Raw genomic sequence first — 13,623 nt, forward strand, 5'->3', positions numbered from 1 at the left:
CCCGACCGGAGCGGAGCGGATCGGACCGGATCAGGCCGCGTCGCGCCCGTTACCGACGCGCGGCGGCCATCGCCCGCTGGGCCCGGTAGACGTCGTAGACGCCCGGTACCGACCGCATGGCGCGCATCAGGCCCGGCAGGGCCTCCGCGTCGGGCAGCTCGACGGTGTACGTGTGCCGCACCCGGTGCTCCTGCGGGGGTTCGACGGAGGCGGAGACGATGCCCACGCCCTGGCCCGCGATGGCCTCGGTGAGATCCGCGAGCAGCCGCGGCCGGCCGAGTGCCTCGGCGAGCAGGGTGGCGCGGAATCCGGCCCCGGCGGGGCGGCCGCCCCGCCACCGGACGGGCACCGGCTCCCGTCCCGCGCCGGTCATCCGGACCGCCGTCGGGCACTCCTCGCGGTGCACGGCGACCGTGCCGCCGCGGATGACGAACCCGGTGACCTCGTCGGGCGGTACCGGCGTACAACAGCGCGCCAGCCGGACGGCGGCGCCCGCCAGGTCGGTGACGGCGACCGGTTCGTCCTCGGCCGTGGTGTCCGCGCTGTACGCGGGGCGTTCCGCGCGGGCGGCCGGTTCCTCGTCGGCGGGCGGCGCCGGATGGAGTTCCAGCCAGCGGGTGACGGCGATCCGGGCCGCCGGCGTACGCACGTGCTCCAGCCAGTCGGCGGACGGGCCGGAGGCGCCGCTCTCGTCCAGCAGGATCTGCACGATGTCGCCGTCCCGCAACTTGCTGCGCAGCGGTGCGAGGCGGCCGTTGACGCGGGCGCCGACGCAGGCGTGGCCGGCCTCGCCGTGCAGCGCGTAGGCGGCGTCGACACAACTGGCCCCGGCGGGCAGCCGGATGGTGCCGGTGGTGTCCCCGCCGTGCGCGGAGAAGACGGTGACCTCGCGGTCCTGGGCGAGGTCGGCGCGCAGCGCGGTCCAGAACGTGTCGGGGTCGGGGGCGTCGCGCTGCCATTCCAGCAGCCGCGACAGCCAGCCCGGCTGGGTGGGGTCGACGCGTTCGCCGTCGGCGGCCTGCGGGGGCTCATCGACGGTGTGCGGATTGCCGAGCGCGATGACACCGGCCTCGGCGACCCGGTGCATCTGCCGTGTACGGACCAGGACTTCGGCGATCCGGCCCTCCTCGTCGGCGACGGCGGTGTGCAGCGATTGGTACAGGTTGAACTTGGGGGCCGCGATGAAGTCCTTGAACTCCGCGATCACCGGGATGAAACAGGTGTGCAGCTCCCCGAGGACGGCGTAGCAGTCGGCGTCCTCCGCGACGAGCACCAGGATCCGGCCGAACTCGCAGCCGCCGAGTTCGTCCGCGCCGCGCTTGAGCAGCACCCGGTGGACGGAGACGGCGTGCCGCGGCCGGATGGCGACCTCGGCGGCGATCCCGGCCTCGCGCAGCACGGCCCGCACGGCGTCGGCGACGGCCGCCAGCGGGTCCGGGCGGACGGAGTTGGCGCGGATCATCGCGCGGGTCCTGGCGTACTCCTCGGGGTGGAGGATGGCGAAGACCAGGTCCTCCAGTTCGCTCTTGAGGGCCTGTACGCCCAGCCGTTCGGCGAGCGGGATGAGCACGTCCCGGGTGACCTTGGCGATCCGCGCCTGCTTGTCGGGGCGCATCACCCCGAGGGTGCGCATGTTGTGCAGCCGGTCGGCGAGTTTGATCGACATGACGCGGACGTCGCTGCCGGTGGCGACCAGCATCTTGCGGAAGGTCTCGGGCTCGGCGGCGGCACCGTAGTCGACGCGTTCGAGCTTGGTGACGCCGTCGACGAGATAGCAGACCTCCTCGCCGAACTCCTCCCGCACCTGATCGAGCGTCACTTCCGTGTCCTCGACGGTGTCGTGCAGCAGAGAGGCCGTCAGGGTCGTTGTCTCGGCGCCGAGTTCGGCGAGGATGAGGGTCACGGCGAGCGGATGCGTGATGTACGGCTCGCCGCTCTTGCGCATCTGGCCGCGGTGCGAGGACTCGGCGAGCAGATACGCGCGGCGCAGTGTCTCGATGCCGGCCGCGCCGACCCCGGGGTGCCGCAGCCGGTGCACTTTGGCGAGGTGCTCGATGGCGTCCGGCACGCGCTGGCCCCGGCCACCGGCGGGCAGGCCCCACTCCCGGCCGCCGGGGCCGAGCAGTGCCGCCCGGCCGAGCCTGCGCAGGTCGATGCGGCGAAGTCCGCGCCTGCGGCCCTCATCGTCGGGGACGGGGGCGGCATCCACTGCGTTGTCCGCGCTCATCGGGCACCTCCGGCAGCGTCAACCGGCGGCGGGCGCTCTCCACGGAGAATGGGGGCCGCGCCGGTGCTTGATGCTACCGAGCCCACCACGTGCGGCAGCCACGCTCTCGTCCAGAGTGATCGCCATCACCCGTTCGAGGGAACAAGTGCGGGAGGTCAGTACGGGAGGCCAGTTCGGAAAGGTGGCTCAGGAGTCCGATTCCCTGCCGTGTTTGGGGCGGTGGCGGGCCGTCAGACGGACGGTGCGTCCAGCCACTCCCGGTCGATGGTGCCCTCGGCGACGATGACGGCGGGGCCGGTCATCTCGATCTCGCCGTCGGCGCGCTCGGTGATCACCAGACGGCCGCCGGGCACGTCCACCGTGTAGGTGACGGGGCGTCCGGTGATGGCCGGGTCGGCGCCGTCGCGGCGGGCGGCGGCGACCATGACGGCGCAGGCGCCGGTGCCGCAGGAGCGGGTCTCGCCGGAGCCCCGCTCGTGGACGCGCATCGCCACATGCCGCTCACCGCGGTCGACGACGAATTCCGTGTTCACGCCGGTCGGGTACGCGGCGGCGGGCGAGACGGTGGGCGCGGTGTACAGGTTTCCCGCGTCGTCCAGGCTGTCGACGAAGGCGACGGCGTGCGGATTGCCCATGTTGATGTTGCGCGCAAGCCAGCTGCGGCCGCCCACGGTGACGGTCACCTCGCCCGCGGGCAGGGCGGCCGCGCCCATGCCGACGGTGATCTCACCCAGGGTGCCGTCCGGGTCCGTCTTGGCGATGTGCACCCGGCGGACGCCCGCGCGGGTGGCCACGGCCAGGTCACCGGCGCCGGTGAGCCCGGCGCGCTGCAGATACCGGGCGAAGACCCGGACGCCGTTGCCGCACATCTCGGCGATGCTGCCGTCACTGTTGCGGTAGTCCATGAACCACTCGGCCTCGCCGGCCATACCGGCGGCCTCCGGATGGGCCGCGGAGCGCACGACCCGCAGCAGCCCGTCGCCACCGATGCCCGCCCGGCGGTCGCAGAGCCGCGCGACGGCCGCCGCGGACAGCTCGATGCGGCCGTCCGCGTCGGGGACGATCACGAAGTCGTTCTCGGTGCCGTGGCCCTTGAGGAAGGACGGGCCCTGGTGCGTGGTGGGCTGCGAGGTGGTCACAAGGACAAGCGTAAGGCCACCGGCCCGGCACGATCCGGGGCGTCCAGCGGGCGGGACTCAGCGCAGGCGGGCCACGCGCCAGATGGCGAGGACCGCCAGCAGGCCGCTGATCAGCGTGTAGGCGACGATGTAGCGCCAGTCCGCGCGGCGGCCCGAGCCACGGGCGGGCAGTCCCGGCCAGGTGTGGCCGACCCGGCGGGCCGCCATGATGCCCCAGCCCGCGGAGCAGCAGCTCAGCAGCAGGCCGAGCATGGCCACGACCGCGCCGCCGTCACCGAACTCGAAGGCGAGCGGGAAGGCGAACATCAGGGAGCCGCCGACGCCGAGGGCGACGATCGGGGCGAGCTGCCAGATCCGCAGCCGCCGCTGCGGCCGCAGCTCCACCGGAACGAGTTCCGGTTCGATCATCGCCTCCGGGTCGATCAGCGACCCGGGTTCGAGCAGTTCGTCCGTCCCGAGCTGTGCCTCGGACGCGGCATGACGGTCGGGTGAGGAGTCTCGGGGACCAGCTTCCATCGCCACGCGCCCTCCCCCATCTCCGACGCCGTCACTCGTTGCTCGATGATGGCACGGCCGCGTGGCCGTCTCCTCACGCTGAGGCGTCCCGATGCCATCACGTGATCAGGCTGTAACCGCAGCTTCGACCAACGTCAGCGCCTGATCGGTGAGTTCCGGACCCCGGGCGGAGAGCCAGTGCACCCGCTGGTCGCGACGGAACCACGAGTCCTGGCGGCGGGCGAAGCGCTTGGTGGCCCGTACGGTCTCGGCGCGGGCCTCCTCGTCGGTGCACTCCCCCACGAGCGCGGCGAGTACCTGCTGGTAGCCCAGCGCCCGCGAGGCGGTGCGGCCGTCCCGCAGCCCGACCGCGGCCAGCTCCCGTACCTCGTCCACCAGCCCGGCGTCCCACATCCGGTCGACGCGCAGCGCGATGCGCTGGTCGAGCTCGGGCCGCGGCACGTCGACACCGATCTGGACGGTGCCGTAGATGGAGTCGGGGCCCGGCAGATTGGCCGTGAACGGCCGGCCGGTGATCTCCACCACCTCCAGCGCCCGGACGATCCGCCGGCCGTTGCTGGGCAGGATCGCCCGGCCCGCCTCGGGGTCGACCGCGGCCAGCCGGGCGTGCAGCGCCGCGGAGCCCTGCTCGGCGAGCTCCGCCTCCAGCCGGGCCCGGACGGCGGCGTCGGTGCCGGGGAACTCCAGCGCGTCGATGGCGCCGCGCACGTACAGGCCTGAGCCGCCGACCAGCACGGGGGTCCGGCCGGCAGCGTGCAGCCGGTCGATCTCGGCGCGGGCGAGCCGCTGGTACTCGGCGACGCTCGCGGCCTCGGTGACGTCCCAGATGTCCAGCAGGTGGTGCGGCACGCCGTGGCGCTCGTCGGTGGTGAGCTTGGCGGTGCCGATGTCCATGCCCCGGTAGAGCTGCATGGAGTCGGCGTTGACGACCTCACCGTTCAGGGCCTGGGCCAGGGCTACGCCCAGATCGGACTTGCCCGCCGCGGTGGGGCCGACGACGGCGATGACGAGGTCTTTGCTCGGAAGTACGGGGGGTCGCTCCCCGGGAGTGTGCAGCACGTGTCCAGTCTCCCAAACCTACGGGCCCCCTCACGATCGAGGGACGTGACGGAGCGCTGCCGGACTCGTTGCCTCTGGAGAGATTCCGCAGGCCGGATTCCGGGTCACCCGGACCGGCCGGACCCGAGCGGCGCAACGAGGCGCCCCGGGCAACGCGGATTTTCGACCTCACGAGTATGGTCTGGAGTAGAAATGAGCGTTTTCGGATGGTTTCGACGTCAGTCGGCCGACCCGTCAACCGAAGCGGCGGAAGCCGTCACTCTGACGGCGGAGCCGGAGGACGTCGAGGCGGCCGCTGAGCCCGCCGAGGCGGAGCACGCGGCGGAGCCGGGCGGGGACGCGGAGCCCGCGGGGGCGGCGGAGCCCGTCGGCATCCCGAAGCAGCAGTCCACGGCGGACGCCGCCGACAGCGAGGCCGGTGAGGGCGCCCGCGCATAGCAGTCCCGAGGGAAGGTGCCAGATGGGCCTGATGGACACGATCAAGGACAAACTCGGACTCGCCAAGGACAAGGCGGGCCACCTCGCGCAGCAGCACGGGGGAAAGATCGAGTCGGGGCTGGACAAGGCCGCCCGGACGGTGGATTCCAAGACCCACGGGAAGTACACGGACAAGATCGATACGGGTGTGCACAAGGCGAAGGGCGCCCTGGACCACCTGAAGAGCGGCAACGAGGGCGGCGGGCCGGACACTCCGGCCTAGGTCCCCCGGCTACCGCTGGGAGGTGCCCCCGGACCACCGGCGCGGGAAGGCCGCGGGCGCTTCGGCTCCGCGGTCTTCCGCCGTCCCGGCCCGCACCAGGCGGCGGCTGAAGCTGAGCGGCGGCTACGTCCACGTGGCGACGAAATAGCCGACGCCGTACGGGGCGTCCTCGTAGAGCAGCTGTCCGGCCAGGCCCGCGCCCTGCGCGGCGCCCGCGAGGACCTGCCAGGGGGCGCGTCCCGCGGCCTGGAGCGCCTCCGCCAGTTCCGCGTCCAGTGCGGCCAGCGCCTCCGTGTCGGCGGCGGCCAGCGCGGCGGCGACCGACGCGTCGAAGGGTGCCGCGCGCTCGTCCAGATAGCCGGGGGCCTTGAGGGTGCGGCAGGCGCTGCCGTCGCCCATCACCAGCAGCGCGACCCGGTCCGCCGTTGACGCGATCATGGCGCCGGTGGCCGCGCAGCGGTCCTGCTCGAGCGGCTCTCCCACGCCCAGGCCCTCCAGCGGAGCCGCGGCCCAGCCGCGCAGCAGCCAGGCGGCGACCGCCAGCGAGGGCGGCAGCGCGCGGTCGGCGCCGACGTCCTCGGACGGGGTCCCGGGTGCGGTGCCGAGGCGTACGTCCAGGTCGACGCCGAACTCCCGGAACGAGCCCCGCGCGCCCTCGTGGTGCCGCCCGCGGTCGGGCTGCTCGGCCGGGCCGATCACCACCAGCCGGTCCGGCCGGGACGCCGCGAGCACCCCGACGGCGTCGGCGCACGCGGCGCGCAGCGCGTCCAGTTCGAACGCGGCACCGGCCGCGACCTCGGGTACGAGCAGCGGGGCGGACGGGCAGACTGCGGCGGCTACGAGCATGAGCGCAGCCTAACGGGGCTGATCACGGTTCCACAGGACCCTTCACCCCGTTCCGCAGGACCGTCGGTGCCGGCCCTGCGGAACGACGCGCCGCCGCTGTCGTCAGCCGAGCCCGCAGCCGCTCTCCACCACGGGCGACGGCGCCGGGGCGCCGATCGTCGGCAGCCCGAGCATCACCCCGGCCGGCGCCTTGGGCGCGGCGTTGCGCTGCTCCCACGCGTCGCCGGCCCGGGTGCGCCGCACGGAGAGCGCGGGGCGCTCGGCGAGCAGGTGGTGCGGGGCGGCGTAGGTGATCTCCACCGTGGCCATGTCACCGGGACGCGGGTCGGTGCCCGCCGGCTTCTCGAAGTGCACCAGACGGCTGTCGGGGGCCCGGCCGGACAGCCGGTGGGTGGCCTTGTCCTTGCGGCCCTCGCCCTCGGCGACCAGGACCTCCAGCGTGCGGCCGATCTGCGTCTTGTTCTCCTCCCAGGAGATCTCCTCCTGGAGCGCCGACAGCCGCATGTAGCGCTCCTGGACGACCTCCTTGGGGATCTGCCCGTCCATGTCGGCGGCCGGGGTCCCGGGGCGCTTGGAGTACTGGAAGGTGAAGGCCTGCGCGAAGCGCGCCTCGCGCACCACGTGCATCGTCTGCTCGAAGTCCGCCTCGGTCTCGCCCGGGAAGCCCACGATGATGTCGGTGGAGATGGCGGCGTCCGGCATGGCCGCGCGCACCTTCTCGATGATGCCGAGGTAACGGTCCTGCCGGTACGAGCGGCGCATCGCCTTGAGGACGGTGTCGGAGCCGGACTGCAGCGGCATGTGCAGCTGGTGCATCACGTTCGGCGTCTCGGCCATCGCGGCGATCACGTCGTCGGTGAAGTCACGCGGATGCGGGGAGGTGAAGCGCACCCGCTCCAGCCCCTCGATCTGCCCGGTCGCCCGCAGCAGCTTGGAGAACGCCTCGCGGTCGCCCATCCCCGAGCCGTACGCGTTCACGTTCTGCCCGAGCAGGGTGATCTCGACGACGCCCTCGGCGACCAGCGCCTCCACCTCGGCGAGGATGTCGCCGGGCCGCCGGTCCTCCTCCTTGCCGCGCAGCGCGGGCACGATGCAGAAGGTGCAGGTGTTGTTGCAGCCCACCGAGACCGAGACCCACGCGGCGTAGGCGGACTCGCGGCGGGACGGCAGCGTCGAGGGGAACGCCTCCAGCGACTCGGCGATCTCGACCTGCGCCTCTTCCGCGATCCTGGCCCGCTCCAGCAGCACCGGCAGCCGGCCGATGTTGTGGGTGCCGAAGACCACGTCGACCCAGGGGGCCCGCTTCACGATGGTGTCGCGGTCCTTCTGCGCGAGACAGCCGCCGACCGCGATCTGCATGCCCGGCCGGGCCGCCTTCTGCGGGGCGAGCTGGCCGAGGTTGCCGTAGAGCCGGTTGTCGGCGTTCTCCCGCACCGCGCAGGTGTTGAAGACGACGACATCCGCCCCGTCCGCTCCCTTGGGCGCGCGGACATAGCCCGCGCCCTCCAGGAGGCCGGACAGCCGTTCCGAATCGTGCACGTTCATCTGGCACCCGTAGGTGCGGACCTCGTATGTCCTCAAACCAGCCACCTCACCGCTCACCCGACCAGGGTACGGGGGGCGCGGGGGTACGGAGAGCCGCGGGCGGCCCGGCCCCTCGGCCCCTCCCGCCCCACCGGCCCCGCCCGCGAGGCCGGCCGCCGGGGTCTGCCCTACCCAGGGCGACGCCCGCCTGGCAGGATCCGGACCATGAACATCCCCCACATCGGCAGACGCCGCGCGCTGCAGTCGGTCCTCGCGGCCGCCGCCGCCCTCGCGCTGCTCCTGTGGTGGCTGCTGCCGTCCCGCGGCCCCTCGTATCCGAACGAACCGGTCTCGTTCTCCACCGGTGTGGCCGCCGGGGTGTACGAGACCTACGGGAAGATGCTCAAGACCGATCTGCGGGACCAGCTGCCCGGGGTGACGGTGAACCTCGTCCAGTCGCAGGGCTCGGTCGACAACGTGAAACGCGTCGCCTCGGGGCAGGCCGACTTCACGATCGCCGCCGCCGACGCGGTCGCGGACTACCAGGGCCCGGGCAAGGACCGGCTGCGCGCCTGCGCGCGGCTGTACGACGACTACATGCAGCTCATAGTCCCCAGGGACTCGCCGATCAGCTCCGCCCGCGATCTGCGCGGCAAGCGCGTCGGGGTGGGCCAGGCGGCCTCCGGCGTGCACCTCATAACCCGCAGGCTGCTGGACGCGGCCGGGCTCGACATGGCCAAGGACCTCACCGCGGTGCCGGTCGGCATCGACACGGCGCCCGGCCTGCTCAAGGCGGGCAAGCTCGACGCCTTCTTCTGGTCCGGCGGGCTGCCGACGAACACCGTGACCAATCTGGCGGCGTCCAGCAACGTCAAGCTCGTCCAGCTCGGCGACCTGGTGGACAAGCTGCACGCCAAGGGCGACACGATGGGCTACTACCGGCAGGCGGTGATGCCCGCCGACGCCTATCCGACGATGCAGCACGGCACGGCCGTCACGACCATCGCCGTCGCCAACCTGCTGGTGACCACCGACCGGGCGGACACCGGGCTCGTCGAACGGCTCACCCGCGCGGTCATCGACAGCCGCGACGAGATCGGCAACAAGGTCCACGCCGCCCAGCTGGTGGACCTGCGCACGGCCGTCTTCACCGACCCCCTCCCGCTGCACGAAGGGGCCAGCCGCTACTACCGGTCGGTAAAGCCCTAGGGCGGGCCCTCGCACGAGTGTCGGGGATAGGCCCTAATCTCTACGCATGCGAAACGGGGGTACACCAGACGGCGGGCCCCACACTCTTGTCGACGGCCGGTACGAGCTGCAGCGCCCGCTGGGCCGTGGCGGTATGGGCGTGGTGTGGGAGGCGTACGACAACCGGCTGGGGCGCCAGGTCGCCGTGAAGGAACTGCTGTTCCGGGGCGCGGTGGACCCCGACACCCAGGCCCAGTGGGTGGAGCGGGCGCGCCGGGAGGCGCGGGCCATCGCCCGGATCGGGCATGAGCACGTGGTGGCCGTGCACGATGTGATCGAGGCCGACGGCCAGGTCTGGATCGTGATGGAGCAGGTCAACCCGCGGTCCCTCGCGGACCAGTTGCAGGAACGCGGCCGGCTGGCGGCACTGCAGACGGCCCGGATCGGCCTGGAGGTGCTGCGCGGGCTGCGGGCGGTGCACGCGGCGGGCGTGCTGCACCGGGACGTGAAACCGCACAACATCCTGTTCCGCCGGGACGGCCGCGCGGTGCTGATGGACTTCGGCATCGCGACCTTCGAGGGCGCGGCCCAGGTGACCCGGCTGCACGAACTCGTCGGCACCCCGCGGTACCTGGCACCCGAACTGTGCACCCCGCAGGGCCGGTCGCCGCGCGAGGCGACGCCCGCCGCCGACCTGTGGTCGCTCGGGGTGACGCTGTACGAGACGGTCGAGGGACGCGCGCCCTTCCGCGGGCCGACCCCGTACGAGGTCCTGGAGGCGGTGCGCGAGGACGAGCCGCCGCCGATGGAGTACTGCGGCCCGCTGCGGCCGCTGATCGACGGCCTGCTGATGAAGGACCCGCTGGAGCGGCTGACGGCGCAGCGCGCGGAGCAGCTGCTGCAGCATGTGGCGCAGGAGACCCCGCAGTATCCGACGGCGTTCTACCCGGAGGACGGCCGCCCGCCGGTCACGGAGTCCCCGTGGACCGCGGGCGACAACGTCACGAGCACCGGCGCCGACACGGGCCCGCTGGAACCGCCGGACGTGACCGACCCGCCCGTTTCGACTGCTTCATCCGGTTCAGCTGATCCTTCTCTTCCTTCTGATCCGTCCGCTTCGGCGGACTCGGGTACGCCCGTCCCGCCCCGCGGCCTCGCCGCCCGCCTCCGCGGGCGCCGTGCGGGGGCGGCGGCCGCACTGGCGATGGTCGTGCTCGTGACCGCCGGCTGGTTCACCGTGGACCGGCTCACCGCGTCCGCCGCCCCGTCCATCGGCAGCTCCGCGACCCTGCGGGCGGCCCGGGAGCGCGGCTTCCTGCTGGTCGGGGTGAAGGGCGACCAGCCGGGGCTCAGCGAGCGTTCGCCGGAGGCTCCAGGCGGCTTCCGCGGCTTCGACATCGACATCGCACGGGCGGTCGCGAAGCATCTGGGCTTCGCCACGGTGCGGTTCGAGGTGGTCAACACCCAGAGCCGCGAGTACCGGCTCAGCACCGGGCAGGTCGACCTGATAGTGGCCAGCTACTCGATCACCCAGGAGCGCAAGGAGTCGGTGGACTTCGCCGGCCCGTACTACGTGGCAGGACAGGACTTCCTGGTGCCGGCCCGGTCGACCGGCGTGAACGGCGTCGCCGACCTGGACGGTCACAAGGTCTGCACCGTGCAGGGCTCCACGCCGGAGGCGCGGCTGCGCACCGAGTACCCGCGGATAGTGCTGGAACCGCGCGCTTCGTACGGGTTGTGCGTCACCGACCTGCTGGCCGGCACGGTGGACGCGGTCTCCACCGACGATGTGATCCTGGCCGGCTACCGGGCCCAGCACCCAGCGGAACTGCGGCTGCTCGGCGCCCCGTTCGCCAGCGAGCAGTACGGGGTGGGCCTGCACCGGGGCGAGCCGGCGCTGCGCGCCGCGGTGTGCGACGCCATACGGGACGAGATCTCCTCGGGCCGCTGGAAGTCCTCGTACAACACCTACCTGAAGCCGCTGGCCCCGAAGGAGCTGGCGGACCAGCTGCCACCCGACCAGACGGAGTGCGGCTAGGGAGCCGGAAATCGCCCGCTTCCGGGGAGCCGCCAGGTGCTGCTCCACGGCGGAGCCGCCAGGTGCTGCGCTACGGCGCCGAGCGCGGGACCCTGAGGGTCACGGCGAGGCCGGTGGGCTCGTTCGCCGCGAAGGAGAGCCGGCCGCCGCTCCGGGTCAGCAGGACGCGGGCGATGGACAGGCCGAGCCCGGAGCCGTCGATGTTCTGGTGGCGGGGGCTGCGCCAGAAGCGGTCGCCGATCCGGGCGAGCTCCTCCTCCGTGAGGCCGGGTCCGCCGTCGGAGACGGTGACGGCGACCTCGTCGCCCTCCCCCGCGACCAGCACCTGGACCAGCCCGCCGCGCGGGGTGAACTTCAGCGCGTTGTCGATGACGGCGTCCAGCGCGCTGGACAGCGCGACCGGATCGGACCAGCCGGTGACCGCGGTCTTGCCCGCGTACTCCAGGGCGACGCCCTCGCGCGCGCCGACCGGTCGCCACGCGCCGAGGCGCTCGCCGACGAGTGCGGCGATGTCGGTGAGGGCGAGGTCCGCGTCCGCGTGCTCCGCCAGCGCCAGGCCGAGCAGATCGTCCAGGACCTGGGCGAGCCGTCTGCCCTCGTCCTGGACGGAGGCCACCTCCGCGTTGCCCTCGGGAAGTTCGAAGCCGAGCAGCTCGATCCGCAGCATGAGCGCGGCCAGCGGATTGCGCAGCTGGTGGGAGGCGTCGGCGACGAAGGCCCGCTGCTGTTCGAGCACCTGCTCGACGTTGTCGGCCATCTCGTTGAACGACCGGGACAGCCGGCGCAGTTCGGGCGGCCCGCCGGCCGCCGCGACCCGGGACTTCATCCGCCCGGTGGCGATGTCGTGCGTGACGCGGTCGAGGATCGCGACCGGTCGCAGCACCCAGCCGGTGAGCCGGAACGCGAACAGCACGGCGATGGCCATCGCGGCCAGCTCACCGGCGCCGAGCAGCAGCCAGCCGTGCAGGATGCGCGAACGCAGCGCTCCGGTGGGCGATTCGGTGAGGACGACGGCGACGACGTCCCCGTCGCGGATGATCGGTGAAGCGACGGCCAGCGTGCGGCGCTGCCAGGGCCAGACCTGCTCCGGGTCGTGGCTGCGGCGGCCGGCCAGTGCCGCGCTGTAGGCGCCGTACGCCTCGCCCGCCTCGGGGAGCGCCCAGTCCGCGGGCGCCACACCCATCGCGGTGCCGTCGCGGTAGAAGACACCGACGCGGATGCCGTACAGCTCCTCGTACCGGCTGAGTTCGGAGCGCAGCGCGTGCAGCCGCTCGTCGTCCCCGACGTCGCTGGCGGACTGCGGGGTGCGGGAGGTGACGAACTGGGCGAGCGACGCGAAGCGCGCGGTGTCGTCGATGCGGTCGACGACGACGCGCTGCTGCTGTGCGGCGGCCATGCTCGCGGCCAGCGGAAAGCCCAGGGCCAGCAGGACGCCCGCCATCAACGCGAGCAGCAGGGGGAGAAGACGCGAGCTCAACGGCGGGGTCCTGGATCTCAGACGGCGGGAACGACGAGCCGGTAACCGACCCCGCGCACCGTTTCGATCATGGACGGCATCCGCAGTTTGGCGCGGAGCGAGGCGACGTGCACCTCCAGGGTGCGCCCCGTCCCCTCCCAGCTGGTGCGCCACACCTCGCTGATGATCTGCTCGCGGCGGAAGACCACCCCGGGCCGCTGGGCGAGCAGGGCCAGCAGGTCGAACTCCTTGCGGGTGAGCGCGATCGGCTCGCCGCTCACCATAACGCGGCGGGTGGGCAGTTCGATGTCGACGGGGCCGAGCTGCAGACTGCCGGCCGGCGGCCGCTCGCCGGCACCGGATCCGCCGTCGGGCGCGGTGGCGGCGGACTCCGCGCCGGGCCGCAGCGGGGGCCGGCGGCCGACGGCGTGGATCCGGGCGAGCAGCTCACCGGTGTCGTACGGCTTGACGACGTAGTCGTCGGCGCCGAGGTTCAGACCGTGGATCCGGGACCGCACATCGGCGCGGGCGGTGACCATGATGACGGGGGTGGAGGTGCGCCGGCGGATCCGGCTGCACACCTCGAAGCCGTCCTGGTCGGGCAGGCCGAGGTCGAGCAGCACACACCCGTAGGACGGGCCCTGGGCGGGCAGCAGCGCGCGCAGCGCCTCCTCGCCGCTGCGGGCATGGGTGACGTCGAAGCCGTGCTTCGCGAGCACGGCCGACAGTGCGGCGGCAACCCGGTCGTCGTCCTCCACCAGCAGCAATCGCATCGGTTCACCCTCCTTTCCCACATCGGCAATCGTTCGGTCATGGATCGGACGCCCGCCGTCGGCCTGCATCCGGTACCTACCCGGAATACAGACCGACCGGCGAGGGGCGCGTCAAGGGGGCATCGGTACCTGCCGCGGACTGTTATCCAGCCGGTAC

12 protein-coding genes are annotated in these 13,623 nt (G+C 73.0%); 4 read left to right on the forward strand and 8 right to left on the reverse strand.

Annotated elements, in window-relative coordinates; genetic code table 11:
- Nucleotides 1–49: 49 nt before the first annotated feature.
- The 4 genes from LNW73_RS07645 to miaA form a co-directional block, all read right to left on the reverse strand.
- Nucleotides 50–2,227: a RelA/SpoT family protein gene (locus LNW73_RS07645; RefSeq protein WP_250989427.1), complete on the reverse strand. Its 2,178-nt coding sequence runs from the start codon at nt 2,225–2,227 to the stop codon at nt 50–52.
- Nucleotides 2,228–2,457: 230 nt separating this feature from the next.
- On the reverse strand, nt 2,458–3,366 hold the full coding sequence (gene dapF / locus LNW73_RS07650) for a diaminopimelate epimerase (protein ID WP_250989428.1): 909 nt from the start codon (nt 3,364–3,366) through the stop codon (nt 2,458–2,460).
- 57 nt (nt 3,367–3,423) lie between these two features.
- Entirely contained in the window at nt 3,424–3,882 is a 459-nt protein-coding gene (locus tag LNW73_RS07655) for a hypothetical protein (protein WP_250992843.1), read from the reverse strand.
- 105 nt (nt 3,883–3,987) lie between these two features.
- Nucleotides 3,988–4,938 (reverse strand): tRNA (adenosine(37)-N6)-dimethylallyltransferase MiaA, encoded by a 951-nt coding sequence (miaA, locus tag LNW73_RS07660; protein ID WP_250992844.1) that lies wholly within the window; start codon nt 4,936–4,938, stop codon nt 3,988–3,990.
- A gap of 195 nt (nt 4,939–5,133) precedes the next feature.
- Here miaA and LNW73_RS07665 point away from each other — a divergent pair, with 195 nt between their 5' ends.
- Nucleotides 5,134–5,379 carry a hypothetical protein gene (locus LNW73_RS07665; protein WP_250989429.1) on the forward strand — a complete coding sequence of 82 codons (246 nt, stop codon included), beginning with the start codon at nt 5,134–5,136 and terminating at the stop codon, nt 5,377–5,379.
- A gap of 31 nt (nt 5,380–5,410) precedes the next feature.
- On the forward strand, nt 5,411–5,641 hold the full coding sequence (locus LNW73_RS07670; RefSeq protein WP_308407645.1) for an antitoxin: 231 nt from the start codon (nt 5,411–5,413) through the stop codon (nt 5,639–5,641).
- Nucleotides 5,642–5,764: 123 nt separating this feature from the next.
- Here the strand turns inward: LNW73_RS07670 and LNW73_RS07675 are convergent, their stop codons facing one another.
- Together LNW73_RS07675 and miaB are read right to left on the reverse strand one after the other, a co-directional pair.
- The gene (locus LNW73_RS07675) at nt 5,765–6,487 is read right to left on the reverse strand and encodes a hypothetical protein (protein WP_250989431.1); all 723 of its coding nucleotides are present in this window, start codon (nt 6,485–6,487) and stop codon (nt 5,765–5,767) included.
- A gap of 102 nt (nt 6,488–6,589) precedes the next feature.
- Nucleotides 6,590–8,089, reverse strand: a complete 1,500-nt coding sequence (gene miaB / locus LNW73_RS07680; protein ID WP_374117348.1) for a tRNA (N6-isopentenyl adenosine(37)-C2)-methylthiotransferase MiaB — start codon at nt 8,087–8,089, stop codon at nt 6,590–6,592.
- A 147-nt stretch (nt 8,090–8,236) separates the two neighbouring features.
- Between miaB and LNW73_RS07685 the strand changes: the two genes are divergently transcribed.
- Together LNW73_RS07685 and LNW73_RS07690 are read left to right on the forward strand one after the other, a co-directional pair.
- Nucleotides 8,237–9,220, forward strand: coding sequence for a TAXI family TRAP transporter solute-binding subunit (locus tag LNW73_RS07685; protein ID WP_250989432.1), 984 nt, complete (start codon nt 8,237–8,239; stop codon nt 9,218–9,220).
- A gap of 46 nt (nt 9,221–9,266) precedes the next feature.
- Nucleotides 9,267–11,237 (forward strand): bifunctional serine/threonine-protein kinase/glutamate ABC transporter substrate-binding protein, encoded by a 1,971-nt coding sequence (locus tag LNW73_RS07690; RefSeq protein WP_250989433.1) that lies wholly within the window; start codon nt 9,267–9,269, stop codon nt 11,235–11,237.
- Between the two features lie 70 nt (nt 11,238–11,307).
- Here the strand turns inward: LNW73_RS07690 and LNW73_RS07695 are convergent, their stop codons facing one another.
- Both LNW73_RS07695 and LNW73_RS07700 read right to left on the reverse strand, forming a co-directional pair.
- Nucleotides 11,308–12,714, reverse strand: a complete 1,407-nt coding sequence (locus tag LNW73_RS07695) for a sensor histidine kinase (RefSeq protein ID WP_250989434.1) — start codon at nt 12,712–12,714, stop codon at nt 11,308–11,310.
- A gap of 17 nt (nt 12,715–12,731) precedes the next feature.
- Nucleotides 12,732–13,466: a response regulator transcription factor gene (locus tag LNW73_RS07700; protein WP_250978056.1), complete on the reverse strand. Its 735-nt coding sequence runs from the start codon at nt 13,464–13,466 to the stop codon at nt 12,732–12,734.
- Nucleotides 13,467–13,623 lie beyond the last annotated feature (157 nt).

The organism is Streptomyces sp. RKAG337, from assembly GCF_023701715.1.
GTDB lineage: Bacteria > Actinomycetota > Actinomycetes > Streptomycetales > Streptomycetaceae > Actinacidiphila.

What these genes read in the sequence shown, in the direction of transcription:
- LNW73_RS07645 (WP_250989427.1), bottom strand. Translation starts at nt 2,227, where the DNA reads ATGAGCGCGGACAACGCAGTGGATGCCGCCCCCGTCCCCGACGATGAG.
- LNW73_RS07655 (WP_250992843.1), bottom strand. Translation starts at nt 3,882, where the DNA reads ATGGAAGCTGGTCCCCGAGACTCCTCACCCGACCGTCATGCCGCGTCC.
- LNW73_RS07665 (WP_250989429.1), top strand. Translation starts at nt 5,134, where the DNA reads ATGAGCGTTTTCGGATGGTTTCGACGTCAGTCGGCCGACCCGTCAACC.
- LNW73_RS07670 (WP_308407645.1), top strand. Translation starts at nt 5,411, where the DNA reads ATGGACACGATCAAGGACAAACTCGGACTCGCCAAGGACAAGGCGGGC.
- LNW73_RS07675 (WP_250989431.1), bottom strand. Translation starts at nt 6,487, where the DNA reads ATGCTCGTAGCCGCCGCAGTCTGCCCGTCCGCCCCGCTGCTCGTACCC.
- LNW73_RS07685 (WP_250989432.1), top strand. Translation starts at nt 8,237, where the DNA reads ATGAACATCCCCCACATCGGCAGACGCCGCGCGCTGCAGTCGGTCCTC.
- LNW73_RS07690 (WP_250989433.1), top strand. Translation starts at nt 9,267, where the DNA reads ATGCGAAACGGGGGTACACCAGACGGCGGGCCCCACACTCTTGTCGAC.
- LNW73_RS07700 (WP_250978056.1), bottom strand. Translation starts at nt 13,466, where the DNA reads ATGCGATTGCTGCTGGTGGAGGACGACGACCGGGTTGCCGCCGCACTG.